The organism is Actinoallomurus acanthiterrae, assembly GCF_054775715.1.
Window position 1 is genome coordinate 8,419,210 of the sequence record NZ_BAAHCO010000001.1, and the last position, 19,269, is coordinate 8,438,478.

A 19,269-nucleotide genomic window follows, 5' to 3' on the forward strand; every position below is an offset into this window, starting at 1 on the left:
CGCACTCCCAAGTTAGACCGTTCCAACCGCTCGCACTCACGCTCTCACTCAGTGACTGAAGGGAAATCGATGACCACCGCCACCAAGCTTTCCGGCGTCATCCCCCCGGTGTGCACCCCGCTGACCCCCGAGCACGAGGTCGACACCGCTTCGTTGACGCGGCTGGTGGATCACCTGCTGGACGGCGGGGTCGACGGCCTGTTCGTCCTGGGATCGTCATCGGAGGTGGCGTTCCTGCCCGACGGGCACCGGAAGGTCGTGCTGGACACCGTGCTCGGGCACGTCGCCGGGCGGGTCCCCGTGCTGGCCGGCGTCATCGACATGACCACACCGCGGGTGCTCGACCATGTGCGGGTCGCGGTCGAGGCCGGCGCCGACGCCCTCGTCGCCACCGCGCCCTTCTACACGCGCACCCACCCCGCCGAGATCGCGCTGCACTTCCGGATGATCGCCGAGGCGGGTCTCCCGCTGTACGCCTACGACTTGCCGGTGTCCGTGCACAGCAAACTCGGGGCCGACCTCGTGCTGGAGCTGGCCGCCGAAGGCACGCTCGCCGGGCTCAAGGACTCCAGCGGCGACGACGCCGGGCTGCGCGAGGTGGTCCTCGGCCGCCGGGACCGCGCCCTGCCGTCGTTCTCGGTCCTCACCGGTTCGGAGCTGACCGTCGACTCGGCGCTGGCGATGGGCGCGGACGGCGTCGTCCCCGGGCTGGGCAACGTCGACCCGCACGGGTACGTACGGCTGTACCGCGCGGCGTCGGCGGGCGACTGGGCGGCGGCCCGTACCGAGCAGGAGCGGTTGTTCCGCCTGTTCGGACTGGTGAACGCCGGTGGTCCGCACATGGGCCGCAGCTCCTCGGCGCTGGGGGCGTTCAAGGCCGCGCTGCACCTGCGGGGCGTCATCGACCATCCGACCACCGCGCTGCCGCAGATCCCGTTGGGCGACGAGGAGATCGCCGTGGTCGGCAAGTACCTCGCCGAGGCCGCCCTCCTGTAGTCGAATCGGCCATTTCGGTCGGCGAATTCGCCGACCGAAATCGGCGGAATCCCGCGCCGGAAATAAGTGGTGCATTGCCAACATTCCCCCATTTTACGATCTTGAATTATGCGCAAATGGGAGTTACGCATATAAAGATCCGGATCCTGGCGTGAATCACCGTCGAGCGGCGGAGATCCGCAGGTGGTCGATGGGAGGAACTGTGACGGCTGAGGCGTCCGCTGAAGACGTCTGCCCCGGAAGATCGGTGGGACCCACCACCGGGCGCGGAGTGCTGGAAGGCGCATTCGGACTGTTGGAGGCGGTGCGGGAGGCCCAGGAGGCCGGTCTCACCACGCTGGCCGCGGTGAGCGGGCTACCGAAGGCGACGGCGCATCGCCTGCTGGAGCAGTTGGTGGGATTAGGAGCCGTCGAACGGCACCGTGGCCGCTACCGGATCGGCCCGCGGATGTTCCGGCTCGGCCACGGCTGGCAGCCGCATCCCGGGCTTCGAGCCGCTGCGCAGGGACCCATCCGCGAACTCGCCGCCGCCACCGGAGCCTCAGTGGGCGTCTGTGTCCTGCGCGACCAGGTCACCATGGTGGTCACCGGGGTGAGCGGTGAGGCGGAGCCGCTCGTCTCGATGCGACCGGGCAGCACGTACCCCTGGTCGACCGCCGCCGGCAAGGTCCTCATGGCCAACGCCGGCCCGGACGTACCGCTCGGCCCCGTCCCCGCCTCCTGGCAGCGGGCGAGCGCGCGGATCCGGGACGAGGGCATCGCCTTCGACCGCGAAGAAGTGATCCCGGGCATCAGCTGCACGGCCGTACCGCTCCGCGACCGGTCCGGCGACACCGTCGCCGCGCTGTGCGCGGTGGTGGCCCGTCCCGAGCCGCTCCCGCAACTGGCCGACCTGACACTCCGCGTCGGCCGGTCCATCACCACCCGCCTGCGAGGCCGGTGAGAAGACCGGCAGCCACCGGCCGGCGACCCGCGACGCACGCGAGATGCCGGCCGCGGCAGGCTGCGCGGCGGCCGCTCAGTCCTCGGTGTGCGTGGACAGCGCGCGGCGGGAGGACGGCAGCGCCGCGGCCACTCCCACCGCCGCCATCACGGCGGCGAGGACGAGGCACGCGTGCGCCGGGCCGGCCTGGACGATGAGCCACCCGCCGACGAGCCCGGCGAACAGCGACGGCGTCGCGGTCATCAGGCGTACGGCCGCGAACGTCTGGGCCCGCTCGTGGTCCGGGACGAGCATCATCCACCGCGCCGTCACCAGGCCCTGCCACAACGGCCACGCCGCGAACACCAGGGCGTAGACCGCGCCGAGGAGGAGTCCCCGGCTCGCCGCCAGCAGCGTGAACAGCACGGCGGTGCCCAGCGGCACGGCGACGACGAAGACCCGGAGGAGGGACGGCCGGGTCCGGGTGCGCGAGCCGACGAGCGCGCCCAGCAGCCCGCCCGCGCTGCCGCAGGCGAGGACCAGCCCGACCTGGACCGGCGAGCCGCCGCCGCGCTGCGCCAGGACGACGATGACGAGGCGGAGGGCGTTGATGAGGAAGTCGGTCACCGCCACGAAGGCGCCCGTCAACCGGATGAACGGCGTGTTCAGCACGTTGCGCCAGCCCTGGGTCAACGAGCCGAGGCCGAGTGCCCCGCCTGAGCCCGGGTCCGGCCGGCCGAGCGGCGAGCGCATCCGCCGCAGCAGCACGAGGGACACCACGTGGGAAACGGCGTCGGCCGCGAACGGGACCGCGCGCCCGATGCCGAGCAGCAGACCGCCCAGCGGCGGGCCGGAGAGACCGGCGCCGTACGAGCGCGCCTGGTTGAGGACGAGCGCGCGCGGCAGCCGGTCGCCGTCGGCGACGTACGACACCGCCGCGGTCTCGGCCACGCTGAAGACGCCGTACGCGACGCCGCTCACGAGGCACATCCCGACCGCGACCAGGAAGGAGAATCGGCCGGTGAGCAGGGTCGCCGTGAAGACGAGCAGCGCGGTCAGGGAGACGGCGTCGCAGGCGATCATGACGGTGCGCCGGGAGTGCCGATCGGCGACGAGGCCGCCGAACAGGTGCGCGGCGAGGAAGCCCGCCATCGAGAACGCGCCCGCGACGCCCGCCTTGACCGGGGAGTGCGTCTCGGCGAGCACGAGAAGGGTGAACGCGGTGCCCGACGCGCGGCTCCCGAGGTCGGACAGTGCCTGCCCGACCCAGAGCCGCACGAAGTCGCCGCGCCCCGGCCATTCAGCGCGGGCGTGCCTCGCGCCCGCCGCCCGCCTCCGCGTCGCCGAGCCGCTCACCGCGCCGCCCGCTCCCGCGCCTCTCCGTCGCGGGCGCTCCCGTCGGCGACGGCGGCGTCTTCGCGGAGGGAAGCCCCGTCAAGGAGGGCACTCCCCTCGGTGACGCCGCTCCCTTCGGTCTGGGCACTCCCCTCGCTGCGGGCGTGCCCGTCGGCGACGGCGGCCCTTTCAAGGCGGGGCGCCCCTTCGAGGACAGCGCTCCCGTCGGCGACGCCGCTCGCTTCGGTCTGGGCACCTCCCTCGGCGCGGACGTGCCCGTCAGCGACGGCGACCTTCTCAAGGCGGGGCGCCCCTTCAAGGAGAGCGCTCCCATCGGCGACGCCGCTCGCTTCGGTCTGGGCACCTCCCTCGGCGCGGACGTGCCCGTCAGCGACGGCGACCTTCTCAAGGCGGGGCGCCCCTTCAAGGAGAGCGCTCCCATCGGCGACGCCGCTCGCTTCGGTCTGGGCACTTCCCTCCATGGGGGAGCGTTCGTCCGCGACGATGACGCCTTCGGCGAGGAGCGTCCGGATGGCCGCCTCGACCGCGGAGGCCGGCTCCGTGGCGGTGAGTGCGTCGAGGGTGATGGGCGTCGCCGACGCGGCCAGCAGCCGGTCGAGCACGGTCGCGGCCGTGCCGGCGAACCGCAGGACCCGGTCGCCGAGGTGCAGCGTGATCCCGCCGTCGGTCCGGTCCATGCCGGCGATCGCCTCGGGGCGGACGGCGACGGCGCCGGGGAGCGCCCGGTCGCCGGGGAGCACGGCCGATATCGGGCGGCCCGGCGCGGGGAGGAATCTGGCCCGCTGCGCGCCCAGCACCCGCGTGGCCAGCTCGCTCACGTCGGCCCGCCCAGCCCACTCGGCCAGGTCCCCGAGCACCGAGCGTACGGCGTCCTCGACGGAGTCCCGGCTCCGGGCGAACCGCGGCGGCAGGTCGTGCCGGAAGTGCTCCTCGTCGGTGAGCGCGTCGAGCAGGATGGGAACGATGGAGTACCGGCTGGTCTCCGCGATGCCCACGGTCAGATGCAGCGACGGCTCGTCGCCGGCGAAGACGTTGTGAATCCAGCCGCGCGGGATCCACAGCACGTGGCCCGGCTCGAGGACGAACTCGTGGTCCGGGGGCCTCTCCCGCAGCCGGTGCCACTCCTCCGGGGGCAGCACCTGACGCGGCCACGCGTGCCGTTCGAGCGGGAACGGCAGGAACGGCCGGTACAGCTGCCACGTCTTGCTGCCCTCGGTCTGGATGATGAAGACCGAGTGCGTGTCGTGGTGGTGGTCGAAGCCCTGGGAGCGCCGGGGCGTCAGGTAGGCGTTCGCGTGGACCGGCATGCCGATCTCGTACGCGAGCCGGCGGCAGGTGTCCGCGATGGGCCGCCAGGTGAAGTGCAGGTCGTTGAGCACGAGGGTCGCGCCGCCCTCGAGCTCGCCGGCGACGAGGGTGAGGTTCGCCAGCTCGCTGATGCCGTTCGGCTGCCCGACCGGCCCGGTCAGGAACCGCTCACGCGGAAGCCGCGCACCGTCCTTGATCATCTCGACGAACGGGTACCGCAGGGCGTGGTCGCTCAGCAGCCGGTCGACGGCGCCGAAGTCGATCAGCGCCTGAAGCCGCTCGGGCGGTCGTTTCGACAGGATCGGCTCCGTCGGCAGTGCCGTACGGAACGGTTCGACGTCGTCGACGAGGGCGGCCAGCATCGATGTCTCGCGATCGGTCACAGAAGGCTCCAAAAGGGGGTCAGGTGAGGGGGCGCGAGAGCGCCGCGGAGACCTGGTCGAGCCCGGTCGGCAGGCCGAGCGCCGTCACTCCCAGCGCGATCTCCTGGTCGGGGTCGCAGCCGAGGGCCTCCTCGATCGCCTCGTCGCGGATCGCGGCGGAGAAGCCGACGCCGAGGCCGAGGGCGGTGGCCAGCAGATAGACGGTCTGGCTGAGGTGGCCGAGGTCCATCAGGACGATCCGGTACGTCCGGCCCACGCCGTACTTCCAGCGGCTGCGGGCGAGGACCGCCGTGTAGTAGAGGACCGCGGCGGCTCCGCCGATCCACGCCTGGTCGGCCACCGAGTGGACGACCTGGTCGCGCGACCACGCGACGCCGAGGTCGGAGAACCCGCGCCGAACGGGGTCGAAGTGGTAGAAGCCCGGCTTGAGCCCGGTGACGTTCAGGGCGTGCACGTACACCTCGATGGGGTGCCGGGCCCCTCCCGACGGGCTGGCCTTGAACACGTTCCCGAACAGTTCGTCGTCGGCCGAGCGCGGCCGCGCCGGCGACGGCCCGGTCGCGGTGCCGACCAGCGTGCTCAGGTCGGCCAGGTCGAGCGGCTCGGCGCTGAAGCGGCGGGTGGTCCGCCGGGCGGTGAGGACCTCGCCGAGCGACCTGCCGGTGAACGTCCCGGCCGCCGGCGGCGCGGGCACCGGCACGAACGGGCGGTCGGAGAAGTCGCGGTACGGGCCGGGCGGCGGCGCGGCCTTCGCCTTCTCGCGGAGCCGGCGGGCGTCGTCGTCGCCGTCGGCGAAAACCGTACCGTGATGCATTCGCGTCGCGAAATGGTAATAGCGGGCGGCGGTCCCCCACCCTTCCCAGGCGTCCAGCCGGGCGCGCTCGGCCTTGTTCTCCGCAGAGTCCTCGGCGATGAGAACGCCCGCGCGCAGCAATTCATCGACCGAGGAGCGCATCCCCTCGGCGTCTGCGGAATCGGCACACAACTGCGCCACGCTGTCGGCGTCCCGCCATTCACGGAACCATCGGCAGAGCCATTCCGCGCGTTCGGTCAGTTCGTACTGGCGGTGCCGTACATAGTCGTCCCAAACCAGCCGTCCGCCGTCCCAGAACATGGCGGCGTTCTCGGCGACCTTGAGTCTCATCCCGTTCCTTTGGAAAACGCCGGATCTGCTGCGGAGAACGCACCGGTGACGTACCGCAGAACGGCCTCGGACACGGAGGCCGAGCCGGCGCGGTTCTCGAACCACAGCCAGTCGCCGGTCACGTTCACCTCGAGGAAGACGTAGTCGTCCTCGGTCACCAGGAGGTCGAAGGCGGCGACGCCCAGCCCCCAGGACGCGCAGAGGCCGCGCAGCGCGGCCACCAGCCGGTCCGGAGCCTCGATCGGGGTGACGCGCACGCTCTCCGGATCGGTCCACAGGTCCTCGGCGGACCGCTTGTCGACGCGGAACGCGACGACCTCGTCGCCGACGATGAAGATCCGCAGCTCGTGGCCGGACTCGACGAACTCCTGGACGAGCGCCGGACCGGCCTCCGGTCCGCCCGCCAGCAGATCGTCCCGTGAGACGCGCCGGGGGAACAGGCTGCGCAGCGACCCTGGCTCGGGCTCCAGCCAGTGACTCCCCAGCGGCTTCAGCACGTAGCCGCCGGGCGGGTCGCCCAGCGCCGACAGGCTCTGCCGCGGCTCCGTGGTCAGCACCGTGCGCGGCACCGTCAGCCCGATCCGGCGGGCGCCGTCGAGCTGCGTCAACCGGTCCAGCTCCCGCGCCGGGCGGTTCACCAGCCGCCAGCCGGGGTTGGCCACGGCCCAGGCGAGGAACGCGTCCCACTGGCCGGCGACGTACTCGCCGTGCCCCGCCGGCGCCGGAATCGCGGTCAGGTCGAAGTGCCGCAGCCACAGCAGCCGGGGGGCGAACGGCTCGCCCGCGACCGTTATCCGGCCGTCGTCCACGACCGACACGGGGACGTCGACGCAGCGGTCGCCGTCGATCCGCGCCAGCCGTACGCCCTTGGCCGCGAGCTCGAGGGAGAGGGCGTCCATCTCCCGGTCGGCGGCGCGGGTCAGCACCAGGACGCACGGGACCGCCGGCGAGTCCGGGTCCGCCCGGTGCACGCCGAAGTCGAACATGCGCTGCTGAAAATCCATCGTCCGATTCGACAGCACACATGAATATGAATTCATGCGCATCAGCATAGGAAGCGCGGTTTCAACGCCCATCCGTGATTCTCTCATTCAGGTACCGGCCGAAACGACGGCAGGGATGCCTACTACTGCGCATCCCTGCCGTCGCCCTCGACCTTCAGGACGGTCAGTTGTCCTTCTTGTCGTGGTTCGGCGACACGCTCGCGTATTCCCGCGCGTACTCACCGAGAGCGCCACCGTCGGCCGTTCCGGCCAGGACGAGCTTCGCGATCTCCTGCATTCTCAACACCTCCTTTCGGGGGAAAACCGTTGATGGCTGAATTCCGCCACACGATCGGGAGAATGAGAAGATCCCGGTCCACTGAGCGGACCCGATTCCGGGAGAATCCGAATATCCGCACGTCGACCGCTCTTTGGCCGGCGGCACGGGGACGGCAAACGATCGGGGCCGGTGGGCGTCCTCGGCGAGTACGCCGACGAGGGCGGCCGCTGGCCGCTGCGCGGCGGCCGCTCGGAGCTCACCGCGAAGAGCCTTCGGCGGGCCCGCCTGGGCGCCGCGGAGCGCCATGCCCTGCTCGGCCAGGACCTGCCGCCCTGGCCCTCCCGAGTACCTGCGGTTTCCGTATCTCCGTTGACAGCGGCACGGTCAGAACGGATGCTCGCCTAACAAACGCCCGTTCTTCGATCGGCGTGCCCACTATTCGGGCACGAGAGCTGGGGGTCTGAATCCGTGGTCGTCGCCCTGCCCCATGACCTGTGCGGCTCCGGGCCGCACCACGTGATCGCTCTGCACGGCTGGTTCGGTGACCGCGGCGCCTTCCGCAGGGTCCGGCCGTACCTGAACGAAGAGGCGTTCACGTACGCCTTTCCGGACTATCGCGGGTACGGCGAGGCGCGCGACCTCACCGGCGACTACACCCTCGCCGAGATCGCCGGGGACGTGATCGCGCTGGCCGACCGGCTCGGCTGGGAGGAGTTCTCGCTGCTCGGGCACTCGATGGGCGGGGCGGTGATGCAGCGGGTGATGCTGGACGCGCCCGGCCGGGTCCGCAGGCTGGTCGGGGTCTCCCCCGTCCCGGCGTCCGGCGTGCCGTTCGACGAGCAGGGCTGGGCGCTGTTCTCCGGAGCCGCCGACGAGCCCGGAAACCGGCGGGCGATCATCGACCTCACCACCGGGTCGCGCCTTCCCGCCGCCTGGCTGGAGGAGATGGTGGCCGCCTCCCTCGCGAACTCCACGGTCCCGGCCTTCCGCGCCTACCTCGCCGCCTGGGCGCGTACGGACTTCCACGCGGAGGTCGTGGGCGATCCCACGCCCGTGCTCGTCATCGCCGGCGGGCACGACCCCGCGATGTCCGCGGACCTCATGCGGGGAACCTGGCTGGAGTGGTATCCCAACGCCGAGCTGACCGTGTTCAGCGACGCCGGCCACTACGCCACGGACGAGACGCCGCTCGCCCTCGTCTCCGCGGTAGAGCGCTTCCTGGCCGCATGAACCTCGACGTCTTCGACCCCCGCGTCTACGGGCGGGGCGTCCCGCACGAGACGTACCGTCGCCTGCGGGACGAGGACCCGGTGCACTGGCAGGAGGAGCACGAGGTCGGCGGCTGGCCGGCCGGGCCGGGCTTCTGGGCCGTGACCCGGCACGCGGACGTGGCCCACGTGCTGCGCACTCCCGGCGAATACAGCTCCTGGATCGGGGCGACGCAGATCCGCGACCCGGACTCCGCCGACCTGCCGTTCATCCGGCAGATGATGCTCAACCTCGATCCGCCGGAACACGGCCGGCTGCGGCGCATCGCCGCCAGGGTGTTCACGCCCCGCCGGGTCGAGCGGTTCGCGGCCGACGTCGGGCGGCGCGCCCGCCTGCTCGTCGACGGCATCGCCGAACGCGGCGAATGCGACCTGCCGGTCGACGTCACCGACGACTATCCGATCCAGAATCTCGCGGACCTGCTCGGCATCCCGGAGGAGGACCGCGGCTGGATCCTGGAGTGGACGAACCGCGTCATCGGCTACCAGGATCCCGAGCACGGCGGCGCCCTTCATGGGCCGGACGGCGCACCGGTCAACCCGCGGTCCCCGGCGGCGCTCCGCGACATGTTCGAGTACGCCCACGTGCTGGCCGCGGACAAGCGCCGGAACCCCTCGGACGACCTGATGACGGCCCTCGCCACGGCCGAGGTGGACGGCCGGAGCCTCACCGACCCCGAGCTGTCGATGTTCTTCTTCCTCCTGGTGATCGCCGGCAACGACACCGTACGCTCCGGCCTGCCCGGCGGCGTCATGGCGCTGCTGGACCACCCGGACCAGCACCGGCGCCTCCTCGAGCACCCCGGACTCCTCGACTCCGCGATCGAGGAGATGCTGCGCTGGCATCCGCCCGTGCTCAGCTTCCGGCGCACCGCCGCGCGGGACACCGTGCTCGCGGGACGCCCGATCGCCGCGGGCGACAAGGTGGTGGTGTTCCACGCCTCCGCCAACCGCGACGAGCGGAGGTTCACCGAACCGACGCGGTTCGACGTCGCGCGGCGCCCGAACGACCACGTCGCGTTCGGCGACGGCCCGCACGTGTGCCTCGGCGCGCACTTCGCCCGCCTGCAACTGCGGATCTTCTACCGGGAGTTCCTCTGGCGGCTGCCGGACCTGGAGGCCGCAGGCCCGCCCGCCCGTCTGGTCTCCAACTTCATCGCCGGAATCAAACACCTACCCGTCCGCTTCACGCCCGTTCGCCGGAGCGACGCTCGATGACCAACCGACGGCACCACCGCTCAGCCCCACCCGACCACCGGCGCGCCGACGCGCCCGCCCCCGAACAGACCGCCGGGTCCGGCCCACCGGTCCCCGATCCGGCGGCCGGGTCCGTCCCACCGGGTCCCGATCCGGCCGCCGGACAGACCGCCGGATCCGGCCCTCCCGGCCCCGAACCGACCGCCGGCCCGCCCGCCGACTCGCCCGCCGCCGGCCCGCCCGCCGGGTCCGGCCCGCCCGGCGCCGAATCATCGGAGACGACCGCCGGGACGTCGGCGTCCCCGGAGTCGATCGCCGAGGCGCCCGGCGCGGTGGCCGGGGCACCCGGTCCGCCCACCGCGGGGTCGAAGACGATCGACACGGGCCTGCGGCTTCTCGAGATCCTCCGGGAGCATCCCGGCGGGCTGACCATCACCGAGCTCGCCCGCATCGCCGACGTGCACCGCAACGCCGTCGCCCGGCACCTGACCGCGCTGCGCAACCACCGTCTCGTCACCCGGACCGGCAACCTTTTCACGCTGGGACTGGGCATCGTCGAACTCGGCGCCGCGGTGCAGCAGCGGCTCCGCTCCGCCGCCGCCGGCGCGCTCCAGTCCCTGGCCAACGACTGCCATGCCACGGCCTTCATCGCCGTACGCGACACCGAGGAGGAGGTCGTCGCGCTCGCCGTGGCCGAGCCTCGGGGTTCCGCCCTCCACGTCGCCTACCGTCCGGGCAACCGGCACGCCATCGACCGCGGAGCGCCCGGCATCGCCATCCTCGCCGGCCGTCCGCCCCTGCCGGACGAACCGCCGGTGGTGGAGAACGCCCGCCGCACCGGCTACTCGGTCACCGCCGGCCAGCTGGAGCCCGGCGCGTGGGGCATCGCCGCGCCGATCAAGCCGACGGGGCGACCCGCCGAGGCCAGTGTCGGGGTCGTGACCATCGGCGCGCAGGAGGAGTCCGCCATCGCCCCGCGCGTCCGCGCCGCCGCCACCGAGATCGCCCGCCTCCTCTGAGGCATGATCACGCCCTTCGCCGGGCTTCGCGGCGCGGCTCGATGCCCAGGGCCGCGCAGGCGCCGTCCACGGCGACCCGGCGGAGCTCGTCCTTTGGCACGTCGGCGAACTGGAGCGTGCAGTCCTGGAGGCCGCCGAAGGCGATGACGGCCCGGGTGGCCTGCTCCAGCGTGGGTTCGGGGCCGTGCAGCAGCCTCGTCAGCCGCCTGCGCCAGGCCAGCACGAGGTCGATCAGGCCGAGGTCGGCGAGCGTGGTCAGCTCGCTGAGCATGAGCACGATCTCTCGGCGGTGGCGGTAGTGGAAGTCGAAGTAGCCCTCCAGCAGGGCGCGGGGCTCGACTTCGCTCAGCGCCTCCTGACCCGCCAGGAACGCCTCTTCCTCGTCGATGATCGGCTGCACGATGCTGCGGACCAGCTCCTCGCGTGAGGAGAAGTGGTAGTAGAGCGCCGGCTTGGTGATGCCCAGCCGGTCGGCGATCTCCTGCAGGCTGGTCCGCTGCACACCCTGCTGCGCGAAGAGCTCGCGGGCGACCTCCTGGATCCGCTGCTTGGTGTCAGAGGGGCGAGGCATGCTGCCAGCGTATCTGACTTAACGATAGGTAAGTAACCGGCGTACACTTACCTATCGTTAAGTAAGGAGGCGTACTCATGCGGATTCTCATCTCCGGCGCCAGCGTCGCCGGTCCGGTACTGGCGTACTGGCTCACCAGGCACGGCTTCTCCGTCACCGTCGTCGAGCGCGCGCCGGCTCTGCGCAAGACCGGCGGCCACGCGGTCGACCTCTACTGGCCCGCGATGGACATCTCGGAGAAGATGGGCGTGCTCCCGCGCGTCGAGGAGCGAGCCACCGGCACGAACCGGATGACCGTCTACCGGGAGGGCGCGCGGCGTCCCGTCCGGGCGGACCTCTCCAAGATCTTCAGCGCCGCCTCCCGCCGGCACGTCGAGATCATGCGCGACGACCTGAGCGAGATCTACTTCGACGCCGCGCGCGACGACGTCGAGTACGTCTTCGGCGACTCGATCACCGCGATCTCGCCCGACGGCGAGGTGCGGTTCGAGAACGCCGCGCCCCGCCGCTTCGACCTCGTCGTCGGCGCGGACGGGCTGCACTCCAACGTGCGCCGCCTCGCCTTCGGCGACGAGTCCCACTTCAGTACCTTCATCGGGGCCTACCTCGGGGTGCTGACCCTGCCCAACACCTCCGGCCTCGACCGCGAGCTCCTCATCCACGTCGGCGTCGGCCGCACCGCCGGTATGTACGGCTCGCGGCACCTCGGCGACGCGCGGGCGTTGTTCCTGTTCCGGAGCGAGCGCGAGCTCGACTACCACCACCGGGACGTGCCCCGGCAGAAGGAGCTGCTGCGCGGTGCGTTCGCCGGCATGCACGCCGACGTGGACCGCTGGCTGGACGAGCTCGACCGCACTCCGGCGTTCTACTTCGACTCGATCACCCAGCTCCGCATGGACACCTGGTCGCGAGGGAGGGTGACGCTCGTCGGCGACGCGGGCTACTGCCCCGGCCCGGCCGTCGGCGGCAGCACCAGCCTGGCGGTCGTCGGCGCGTACGTCCTCGCCGGGGAGCTGGCGTGGGCGGGCGGCGACCACGAGCGCGGATTCCCCGCCTACGAACGCGCGATGGCGGAGTACGTGCGCGGCAGCCGCGCGGTCGCGCTGAGCGCGGCGAAGACCCTGATCCCCACGTCCCGCCTCGGCGTCTCGGGACTGGTCCAGGGCGCCCGCCTGATCTCCGCCCTGCCCGCCGGGCCCAGCCGCGCCCTCGTCCGCCTCACCACCAAGACCGCACGCCTCTACGACTCCATGACGATCGACGACTACCCGCCGTCGCCCGCCGCATCAGGATCAGAAGGCCGGGTCGCCGACTGATCCTCTGGCCGTACGTCAGTCCCAGGTCATGTTGATCTCGCGTTCGAAGTTGACGTATCCGGCGCGCTGGAAGGCGGCGGCCATGGGCGTGTTGCCGAGGTCGGTCGAAGCCCGGATCCGGGGGACGTTCTCCGCGGCGAGGACGCGGGTGCCTTCGGCGAGGATGTCGTCGATGTAGCCGTTGCCGCGGTGTTCGGGCAGTACCGCGATGTAGGCGATGATCGGGTTGTAGGCGTTGCGGGCCGGGATCACGAAGCCGACGGGCTCCCCGCCGGGCAGCGTCGCGACGCGCCACCAGGCTCTGGGGCTGGTGTAGCGCGCGAGCTCGTCCTCGTAGTGGCGGGTCGCGGCCTGGTGGGGCGACATGCGGGTCAGGTCGTCGCGGCTGTGGGCGTCCAGTGTCCAGTCCAGGACCGAGACCATGATGCCGAGGAGCTCCGCGCTGTCGTGAGGGGTGCGGAAGGCCAGTCGGCCGCTCGGTTCGGGAAGCGCGGTCCCGGGGCGCCATTCCAGGCGGAGCCGTTCGACGAACAGCCGGGCGCCGGTGCGCTCCAGGATCGTCATGCGGTCCTGGACGGCCCGCCTGGTGGCGGCGCCGTCGCGCCAGCCGGGCGGAACGAAGCGGCTGTACTCCGGCCGGCGTGACCCGTCAGGGAGGACGGCGGCCGTCGCCGTACGCAGGAGCCGTTCACCGACCTCGACGCGGGAAAGAGCGGGGAGGCCGTCGTCGATGTCCAGGAGGTCCAGCAGGTGCGGGGTTTCGCGGCCCGGCCGAGCCCACCAGGCGATCCTGGCCAGCAGCCGGTCCCCTCGCAGGGCCACCCACATCCACTCCGCCCGCCTGCGGCCTTGGGCGAGGTCGTCCGGCAGTTCGTCGTTCAGGACGTAGGGCAGCCGGCGGAAGAGGTCGAGTTCGTCGCGCCCGGCGATCGGGCGCATGGTCACATTCTTGAGTTCCACGGTCGAAGCACGCTCCAGTGAAGGCGCTCGCCCGCTCCGGGAGTCAGACGCGGTCCGCGCCCCGGGAGGAGACGAGCGCGGTGATGATGGACGTCACGGCTCACCTCTCCTTTCGCTGTCGTATCCCGCAAGCCCAGATGCCCGGGATCCAGCGATCACGTCTATCGGATCCCGGCCCCTGTCGGCAACGGAATATCGCTCACCGGCTCTCGCCTCGCCGGTGAGCGCGTTCGCGTCCAAGGTTCGCCGCTCATGCCATCCGAGGTTCGCCGCTCATGCCATCCGAGGTTCGTCGCTCACGCCGTCCGGGGTTCGGCCGTTCGGCCGGTCTGGCCGAGGAGCGCCAGCGCGCGGGCCGTCTCGGTGGCGGTGAAGGGCAGCCCTGGCCGGTGCAGCCGGATCCGGTCCCCCGACGGCGCGGCCAGGGACAGGGTCTCGCGACCGTCGTGGTCGCCGATGTCGGGGACGAGGCGCGCCTCGAACAGTGCCGCGAGGGCGACCGGCAGGCGGTCCGGGTCCTCGCCGGCCCAGGATGCCAGCAGGAGGGCGTGGGTGACCGGGTCGACCAGTTCACGCATGGTGGCCGGGCGGGCCCGTACCGACCGGCCGCCCGCCGCGGTCAGCGCCTCGATCAGTGTCTCGGCCCGTACGGGCTCCGGCAGTTGGACGTGGAACTCGTCGACGGTGCCGTCGGTGTCGGGCTGGGTGCTGAGCGACATGATGTTGCCGCCGATGGCGGCGGTCGCGGCGGCCAGCGCCGCCAGTTGTCCCGGTGTCTCCCGCACCCGCGCCCGTACGCGCCACAGGCGGGCGGCCGGGACCACGGTCTCCGGTACGGGCCGGGATCCGGTCGAGTGATGCCGGTGGGTGAGCCAGATGTGCGCCGACACGATCGCGCACAGGACGCCACCGAGCGCGATCAGCATCAGCGCGCCGGACTCGCGGTGGCCCAGCGCCGTGGAGAACAGGTGGGCGATGCCCGCCGCCACGAACAGCGCCGCGAACTCGACGGCCTCACGCCGCCAGGCTCGCGTGCGGTGGCCGTGGGGGACGCCGACGCGGTCGATCGGGCGGCCTTTCCTGAGCTTCAGTGCCATGCCGACCACTCTGCGAGGCCCGCGTTGCGTCGCGTGATCGCCGCTATGACGCCGCGGTAACCGGAACCACCTTTTTGTATATGTGCGGCAAAAGCGACGAAACACGGTCCACCGGTGCCGATGACACGAACGCCGACCGTGACTTACCGTGGGCGTCAGTAGATCCGCTGACGTCGATCCTGGGGGATGGCCATGACGTACGGTGCGGACCTCGCGCGGCTCGATTTCTGGGCACGGCCCCCGGCCGAGCGTCATCAGGCGTTCGCGGAGCTGCGGGCCGCCGGGGAGCCGGCGTTCGTCGAATATCCCCGACCCGGACAGCCGGTGAACGGCTTCTACGCCCTCACCCGCCACGCGGAGATCCTCGAGGTCAGCCGGAACCCTCAGGTCTTCAGTTCCGAGCCGACCTCGACGAGTCTCGACGACCCGCCGTCCGTGCTGCGCGACTACGTCGGCTCCATGATCAGCCTGGACGATCCGCGGCACGCGCGGATGCGCCGCATCGTCTCGCGCGCCTTCACGCCCAGGATGGTCAAGAAGTTCGAGGACGACGTCTCGCTGATCGCCGCCCAGATCGTCGACGGCCTGGCCGAGCGCGGCCCCTGCGACTTCGTCACCGACGTGGCGATGCCGCTGCCGCTCACGATCATCTGCGCGATGATGGGGATCCCCGAGTCGGCGTACGGCGACGTCATCGACGCGACCAACGTCATCATCGCGATCGGCGACCCCGACTACGTGGGGCCCGAAGGGCAGGACCGGTCCTCGGTGCTCATCGAGAAGTTCTCCTTCATGCACGATCTGATGGGCGAGCTCGCCCAGGCCCGGCGCGCGAACCCGGCTGACGACGTGGTCACCGCGCTCGTCCACGCCGACGTCGAGGGAGAGTTCCTCACCGAGCGGGAGCTGGGGAAGTTCTTCGGGCTCCTCGTCGTCGCCGGCAACGAGACGACCCGCACCGCGCTGTCCCACGCCCTCGCGCTGTTCACCGACCACCCCGACCAGCGCGCGCTGCTCCTGGACGACCTGGACGCCCGCCTGCCGGCGGCCGTCGAGGAGATCGTCCGGTACGCCACCCCGGTCACCTGGATGCGCCGCACCGTCACCCGCGACGTGGAGCTTCTCGGGCACACCTACCGGGCCGGGGACCGCGTCGTCCTCTACTACAACTCGGCCAACCGGGACGAGGCCGTCTTCGACCGCCCCGACGTCTTCGACATCACCCGTACGCCCAATCCGCACGTCGGGTTCGGCGGGCCGGGCCCGCACTTCTGCCTCGGCGCGCACCTGGCCCGGCGTGAGATCACGGTGCTGCTGCGGGAGCTGTTCACCCGGCTTCCCGGCATCCACGCCACCGCCCCGCCGGTCCGGCAGCGTACGAGCTTCGTGAACGGGATCAGCCGGCTGCCCTGCGCCTTCTGAGCTGAACGTGACTTTGATTCATATTCGGCATTAGCCTTCCGTCTCATGGCGGATGCGGACCTGGAACGGCAGCGACGCTCGGTGGCTGCGGCATGCCACGACCTCGCCCGCGAAGGGCTGCTCATCGGTACGGCGGGCAACGTGAGCGTGCGCTCGGGAGATCGCGTCGCCGTCTCCGCGACCGGCGTCGTCCTCGGACATGCCACACCGGATCAGGTGACCGTGGTGGATCCGGACGGCGGCGTGGTCGCCGGTGACCTGGAGCCGACCTCCGAGCTCGAACTGCACCTCGGCGTCTACGAACGGTACGGCGCGGGCGCGGTGGTGCACACGCACTCGCCGCAGGCCACCGCGCTGTCCCTGGTCCTGGACGAGCTCCCGTGCGTGCACTACCAGCAGCTGCAGCTCGGCGGATCCGTACGGGTGGCGCCGTTCGCCGTCTTCGGCACCTCCGAACTCGCCGAACTGGTGCTGACGGCGCTGGAGGGCAGGTCGGCGGCCCTCATGGCCAACCACGGGGCGATCGCGCACGGTCCGACGCCGGCCAAGGCGGTGGAGAACGCGCTCCTGCTCGAGTGGGCGTGCGGCGTCTACCTGCGCGCCGCCACGATCGGCACGCCCCGGGCGCTGAGCACCGACCAGCAGGCCGCCGTGATCACGGCGGCGCTCGGCCGCGGCTACGGCCGGACCCGGCGGATCGACAAGGAGAACGCCCGATGACGCAGACGATCATCACCCTCGGCGCGCACGTGTTCGACGTGCAGGTCCGCCCGGTCGAGGTCATCCCGGAAGGGCAGGGCGCGGCACTCGTCGACCAGATCCGCTTCAGCCCGGCGGGAACGGCCGCGGGAACCGCGGTCACCCTGGCCAAGCTCGGCGCGACGGTCCGCACCGCCGGGGCGGTCGGTGCCGACCCGATCGGCGACCTGCTGCTGACCATGCTCGCCCGGTACGGGATCGACACGTCGCTGGTGGTGCGCCGCGACACCGTGCAGACCTCGGCGTCGGTGCTGCCGATCCGCCCGGACGGCAGCAGGCCCGCCTTCCACGTCCTCGGCGCGAACATCGCCTACGGCAGCGACGACGCCCCGTACGCCGACATCGCCGCCGCCACCCACCTCCACCTGGGCGCGCCCGAACTCATGGGCGGCGAGAACGCGGCGAAGATCCTGGCCGCCGCGCGGTCGGCTGGCGTGGTCACCTCCGCCGACCTGCTCGCCCCCGGCGATCCCGGGTTCCTCGACACGATCGCACCCGCGCTGCCGGGCCTGGACCACCTGCTGCCCAATGACGAACAGGTCCTCGGCCTCACCGGCGCCGCCACGCTCGAGGACGGCGCTCGCATGCTGCTGGACCGGGGCGTCGGCTGCGTCGCGGTCACCCGGGGAGCGCGCGGTGCGCTGGTGATGACCGCGGACGAGAAGTTCGAGGTGCCGGCGTTCGCCGTCGAGGTCGTCGACACCACCGGCTGCGGCGACGCGTTCTCGGCCGGGTTCCTACGCGGCGTCGGCCTCGGCCGTCCCCTGCGGGAGGCCGCCGTGCTCGGCTGCGCGGCCGCGGCGCTGGTGGCACAGGGGCTCGGCAGCGACCACGGGGAGTTCGACCTCGCCGCGGCCGACGCGTTCGCCGCACAGGCCCGCCCCCTGGACGTGCGCTGACACGCGCCGTCTGACGCCAGGGTGCCCTCCCATGGCGACGGTTTCTCACATTCCGAAGTTTCACTAATCTGTGAATTGGATGTAAGTTCTGAACATAGCCCTGCCGTCGAGGTCCGCGAAGGGACGCGTCTGCCGTGACGACCGAGAAGATCGCCCTGTCCGGCGTACAGGAGACGATGCTGGCGACGTTGTACGGCAAGGCGATGGAGAGCCGGTCCGCCGATCCCGTCCTCGTCGACGAGCAGGCCGAGCAGGCGGTCGACCGGATCGACTACGACTTCTCCCGCCTGAAGGTGACCCGTAACACGGCCGTCTCCGCCGCCGTCCGCTCGCGGTACCTCGACGACTGGGCGCGCGACGCCCTGGCGGAGCTTCCCGATGCGACCGTGCTGCACCTGGGCTGCGGCCTGGACTCCCGGGTGTACCGGCTGGACCCGCCGCGAACGGTCCGCTGGTACGACGTCGACTATCCCGATGTGATCGCGCTGCGGCGCCGCCTCTACCCGGAGCGGCCCGGCTACCACCTGGTCGCGTCCTCCGTGACCGACCCGGGCTGGCTGACGGAGGTGCCCGCCGACGGGTTCGCGGTGGTCATCGCCGAAGGGCTCACGATGTACCTCACCCGGGAGGAGACCAGGGACCTCTTCGAGCGGCTGACGCGCCACCTGCCCGGCGGCGTGCTCATGTTCGACGCGTGGAACTCACTCGGCATGCGGGCCGGCGCCCGCCAGGGGGTCATCAAGGCGTCCGGGGCGAAACTGGGCGGGTGGGGCATCGACCATCCGCACGACGTGGAGGCCCTCGTGCCCGGTCTGGCGTTCGTCGCCGAGCAGACGTTCTTCGACATCCCGGAACTCGACCGGTACGGCAGGCCGGTCCAGATGGCCTGCCGCGCGATGAACCATATCCCGGCCATCCGGAACATGGGACGGCTCCTGCGGTACCGCTTCTGACCCGCCCGGCGCGACCTGCGTGAATTCTGGGTTACATGCCGTGTCGTCCGGTCCGCCCGTCTCCGGCCGCGCCAAGCTGGGACCGATCTCCCGGCACCCCCCATGAGGAGCCCCGATGCTCGTGCGCTCACGGCTTTTCGGCCGCAAGACCCGCGTCACGTTCAGACTTCCCCTCGACCGTCCCGACGGCATCGTCAGCGTGGTCGGCGACTTCAACGGCTGGGAGCCCGGTCGCCACGAGCTCGTCAGGCGGCGCAACGGCACGCGCAGCGTCTCGGTGACCCTCTCCCCCGGCGTCCACCGGTTCCGCTACCTGGCCACGGGCGGCGTGTGGTTCGACGACGACGCCGCCGACCGCACCGACGAGCACGGCTGCCTGATCGAAGTCTGACCCGCGGCGAGCCGACGAGCGAACGAGAGACTGGGGGTGGGCCCC

At 71.7% G+C, this 19,269-nt stretch carries 19 protein-coding genes; 12 read left to right on the top strand and 7 right to left on the bottom strand.

Translation table 11 applies throughout. The annotated features are described in order from the left end of the window. The first annotated feature begins 69 nt into the window (after positions 1-69). Together ACYVF7_RS39680 and ACYVF7_RS39685 are read left to right on the top strand one after the other, a co-directional pair. Positions 70-996 (top strand): dihydrodipicolinate synthase family protein, encoded by a 927-nt coding sequence (locus ACYVF7_RS39680; protein ID WP_460350943.1) that lies wholly within the window; start codon positions 70-72, stop codon positions 994-996. A 247-nt stretch (positions 997-1,243) separates the two neighbouring features. Further along, positions 1,244-1,939, top strand: coding sequence for an IclR family transcriptional regulator (locus ACYVF7_RS39685; RefSeq protein ID WP_460350945.1), 696 nt, complete (start codon positions 1,244-1,246; stop codon positions 1,937-1,939). A gap of 75 nt (positions 1,940-2,014) precedes the next feature. On the opposite strand, the gene ACYVF7_RS39690 is transcribed toward ACYVF7_RS39685, so the two are convergent. The 4 genes from ACYVF7_RS39690 to ACYVF7_RS39705 all read right to left on the bottom strand — a co-directional run bounded on the left by ACYVF7_RS39690 (position 2,015) and on the right by ACYVF7_RS39705 (position 7,113). Next, positions 2,015-3,196, bottom strand: a complete 1,182-nt coding sequence (locus tag ACYVF7_RS39690) for an MFS transporter (protein WP_460350947.1) — start codon at positions 3,194-3,196, stop codon at positions 2,015-2,017. Between the two features lie 74 nt (positions 3,197-3,270). Continuing rightward, positions 3,271-4,965 carry a JmjC domain-containing protein gene (locus ACYVF7_RS39695; RefSeq protein WP_460350949.1) on the bottom strand — a complete coding sequence of 565 codons (1,695 nt, stop codon included), beginning with the start codon at positions 4,963-4,965 and terminating at the stop codon, positions 3,271-3,273. A gap of 19 nt (positions 4,966-4,984) precedes the next feature. Further along, complete coding sequence (locus ACYVF7_RS39700; RefSeq protein ID WP_460350951.1) at positions 4,985-6,109, bottom strand: SagB/ThcOx family dehydrogenase; 1,125 nt, start codon at positions 6,107-6,109, stop codon at positions 4,985-4,987. After that, positions 6,106-7,113, bottom strand: coding sequence for an ATP-grasp domain-containing protein (locus ACYVF7_RS39705; RefSeq protein ID WP_460350953.1), 1,008 nt, complete (start codon positions 7,111-7,113; stop codon positions 6,106-6,108). Before ACYVF7_RS39705 ends, ACYVF7_RS39700 begins: the two co-directional genes overlap by 4 nt. A 448-nt stretch (positions 7,114-7,561) precedes the next feature. Here ACYVF7_RS39705 and ACYVF7_RS39710 point away from each other — a divergent pair, with 448 nt between their 5' ends. The 4 genes from ACYVF7_RS39710 to ACYVF7_RS39725 all read left to right on the top strand — a co-directional run bounded on the left by ACYVF7_RS39710 (position 7,562) and on the right by ACYVF7_RS39725 (position 10,856). Beyond that, entirely contained in the window at positions 7,562-7,777 is a 216-nt protein-coding gene (locus ACYVF7_RS39710) for a hypothetical protein (protein ID WP_460350955.1), read from the top strand. A gap of 63 nt (positions 7,778-7,840) precedes the next feature. Further along, a complete protein-coding gene (locus ACYVF7_RS39715; RefSeq protein WP_460350957.1) occupies positions 7,841-8,602 on the top strand; it encodes an alpha/beta fold hydrolase in 762 nt (253 codons plus the stop codon). Continuing rightward, complete coding sequence (locus ACYVF7_RS39720; protein WP_460350959.1) at positions 8,599-9,858, top strand: cytochrome P450; 1,260 nt, start codon at positions 8,599-8,601, stop codon at positions 9,856-9,858. The genes ACYVF7_RS39715 and ACYVF7_RS39720 overlap by 4 nt, the downstream gene beginning before the upstream one ends. Further along, positions 9,855-10,856 (top strand): IclR family transcriptional regulator, encoded by a 1,002-nt coding sequence (locus ACYVF7_RS39725; protein ID WP_460350961.1) that lies wholly within the window; start codon positions 9,855-9,857, stop codon positions 10,854-10,856. Before ACYVF7_RS39720 ends, ACYVF7_RS39725 begins: the two co-directional genes overlap by 4 nt. Positions 10,857-10,863: 7 nt before the next feature. Here ACYVF7_RS39725 and ACYVF7_RS39730 read toward each other — a convergent pair whose 3' ends face one another. Beyond that, positions 10,864-11,427: a TetR/AcrR family transcriptional regulator gene (locus ACYVF7_RS39730; protein WP_460350963.1), complete on the bottom strand. Its 564-nt coding sequence runs from the start codon at positions 11,425-11,427 to the stop codon at positions 10,864-10,866. 77 nt (positions 11,428-11,504) lie between these two features. Here ACYVF7_RS39730 and ACYVF7_RS39735 point away from each other — a divergent pair, with 77 nt between their 5' ends. Next, positions 11,505-12,743: an FAD-dependent monooxygenase gene (locus tag ACYVF7_RS39735; RefSeq protein ID WP_460350965.1), complete on the top strand. Its 1,239-nt coding sequence runs from the start codon at positions 11,505-11,507 to the stop codon at positions 12,741-12,743. A gap of 15 nt (positions 12,744-12,758) precedes the next feature. On the opposite strand, the gene ACYVF7_RS39740 is transcribed toward ACYVF7_RS39735, so the two are convergent. After that, entirely contained in the window at positions 12,759-13,703 is a 945-nt protein-coding gene (locus tag ACYVF7_RS39740) for a GNAT family N-acetyltransferase (RefSeq protein WP_460350967.1), read from the bottom strand. Positions 13,704-13,999: 296 nt separating this feature from the next. Continuing rightward, a complete protein-coding gene (locus ACYVF7_RS39745; protein ID WP_460350969.1) occupies positions 14,000-14,800 on the bottom strand; it encodes a hypothetical protein in 801 nt (266 codons plus the stop codon). A 192-nt stretch (positions 14,801-14,992) separates the two neighbouring features. Here ACYVF7_RS39745 and ACYVF7_RS39750 point away from each other — a divergent pair, with 192 nt between their 5' ends. The 5 genes from ACYVF7_RS39750 (at position 14,993) to ACYVF7_RS39770 (ending at position 19,224) form a co-directional block, all read left to right on the top strand. Then, positions 14,993-16,222: a cytochrome P450 gene (locus ACYVF7_RS39750; protein ID WP_460350971.1), complete on the top strand. Its 1,230-nt coding sequence runs from the start codon at positions 14,993-14,995 to the stop codon at positions 16,220-16,222. 45 nt (positions 16,223-16,267) lie between these two features. Continuing rightward, positions 16,268-16,942 (top strand): class II aldolase/adducin family protein, encoded by a 675-nt coding sequence (locus ACYVF7_RS39755; RefSeq protein ID WP_460350973.1) that lies wholly within the window; start codon positions 16,268-16,270, stop codon positions 16,940-16,942. Continuing rightward, the gene (locus ACYVF7_RS39760) at positions 16,939-17,880 is read left to right on the top strand and encodes a carbohydrate kinase family protein (RefSeq protein WP_460350975.1); all 942 of its coding nucleotides are present in this window, start codon (positions 16,939-16,941) and stop codon (positions 17,878-17,880) included. The genes ACYVF7_RS39755 and ACYVF7_RS39760 overlap by 4 nt, the downstream gene beginning before the upstream one ends. Positions 17,881-18,014: 134 nt before the next feature. Next, positions 18,015-18,833 (top strand): class I SAM-dependent methyltransferase, encoded by an 819-nt coding sequence (locus ACYVF7_RS39765; RefSeq protein WP_460350977.1) that lies wholly within the window; start codon positions 18,015-18,017, stop codon positions 18,831-18,833. Positions 18,834-18,948: 115 nt separating this feature from the next. Further along, the gene (locus tag ACYVF7_RS39770; RefSeq protein ID WP_460350979.1) at positions 18,949-19,224 is read left to right on the top strand and encodes an isoamylase early set domain-containing protein; all 276 of its coding nucleotides are present in this window, start codon (positions 18,949-18,951) and stop codon (positions 19,222-19,224) included. The last annotated feature ends 45 nt before the right edge of the window (positions 19,225-19,269 follow it).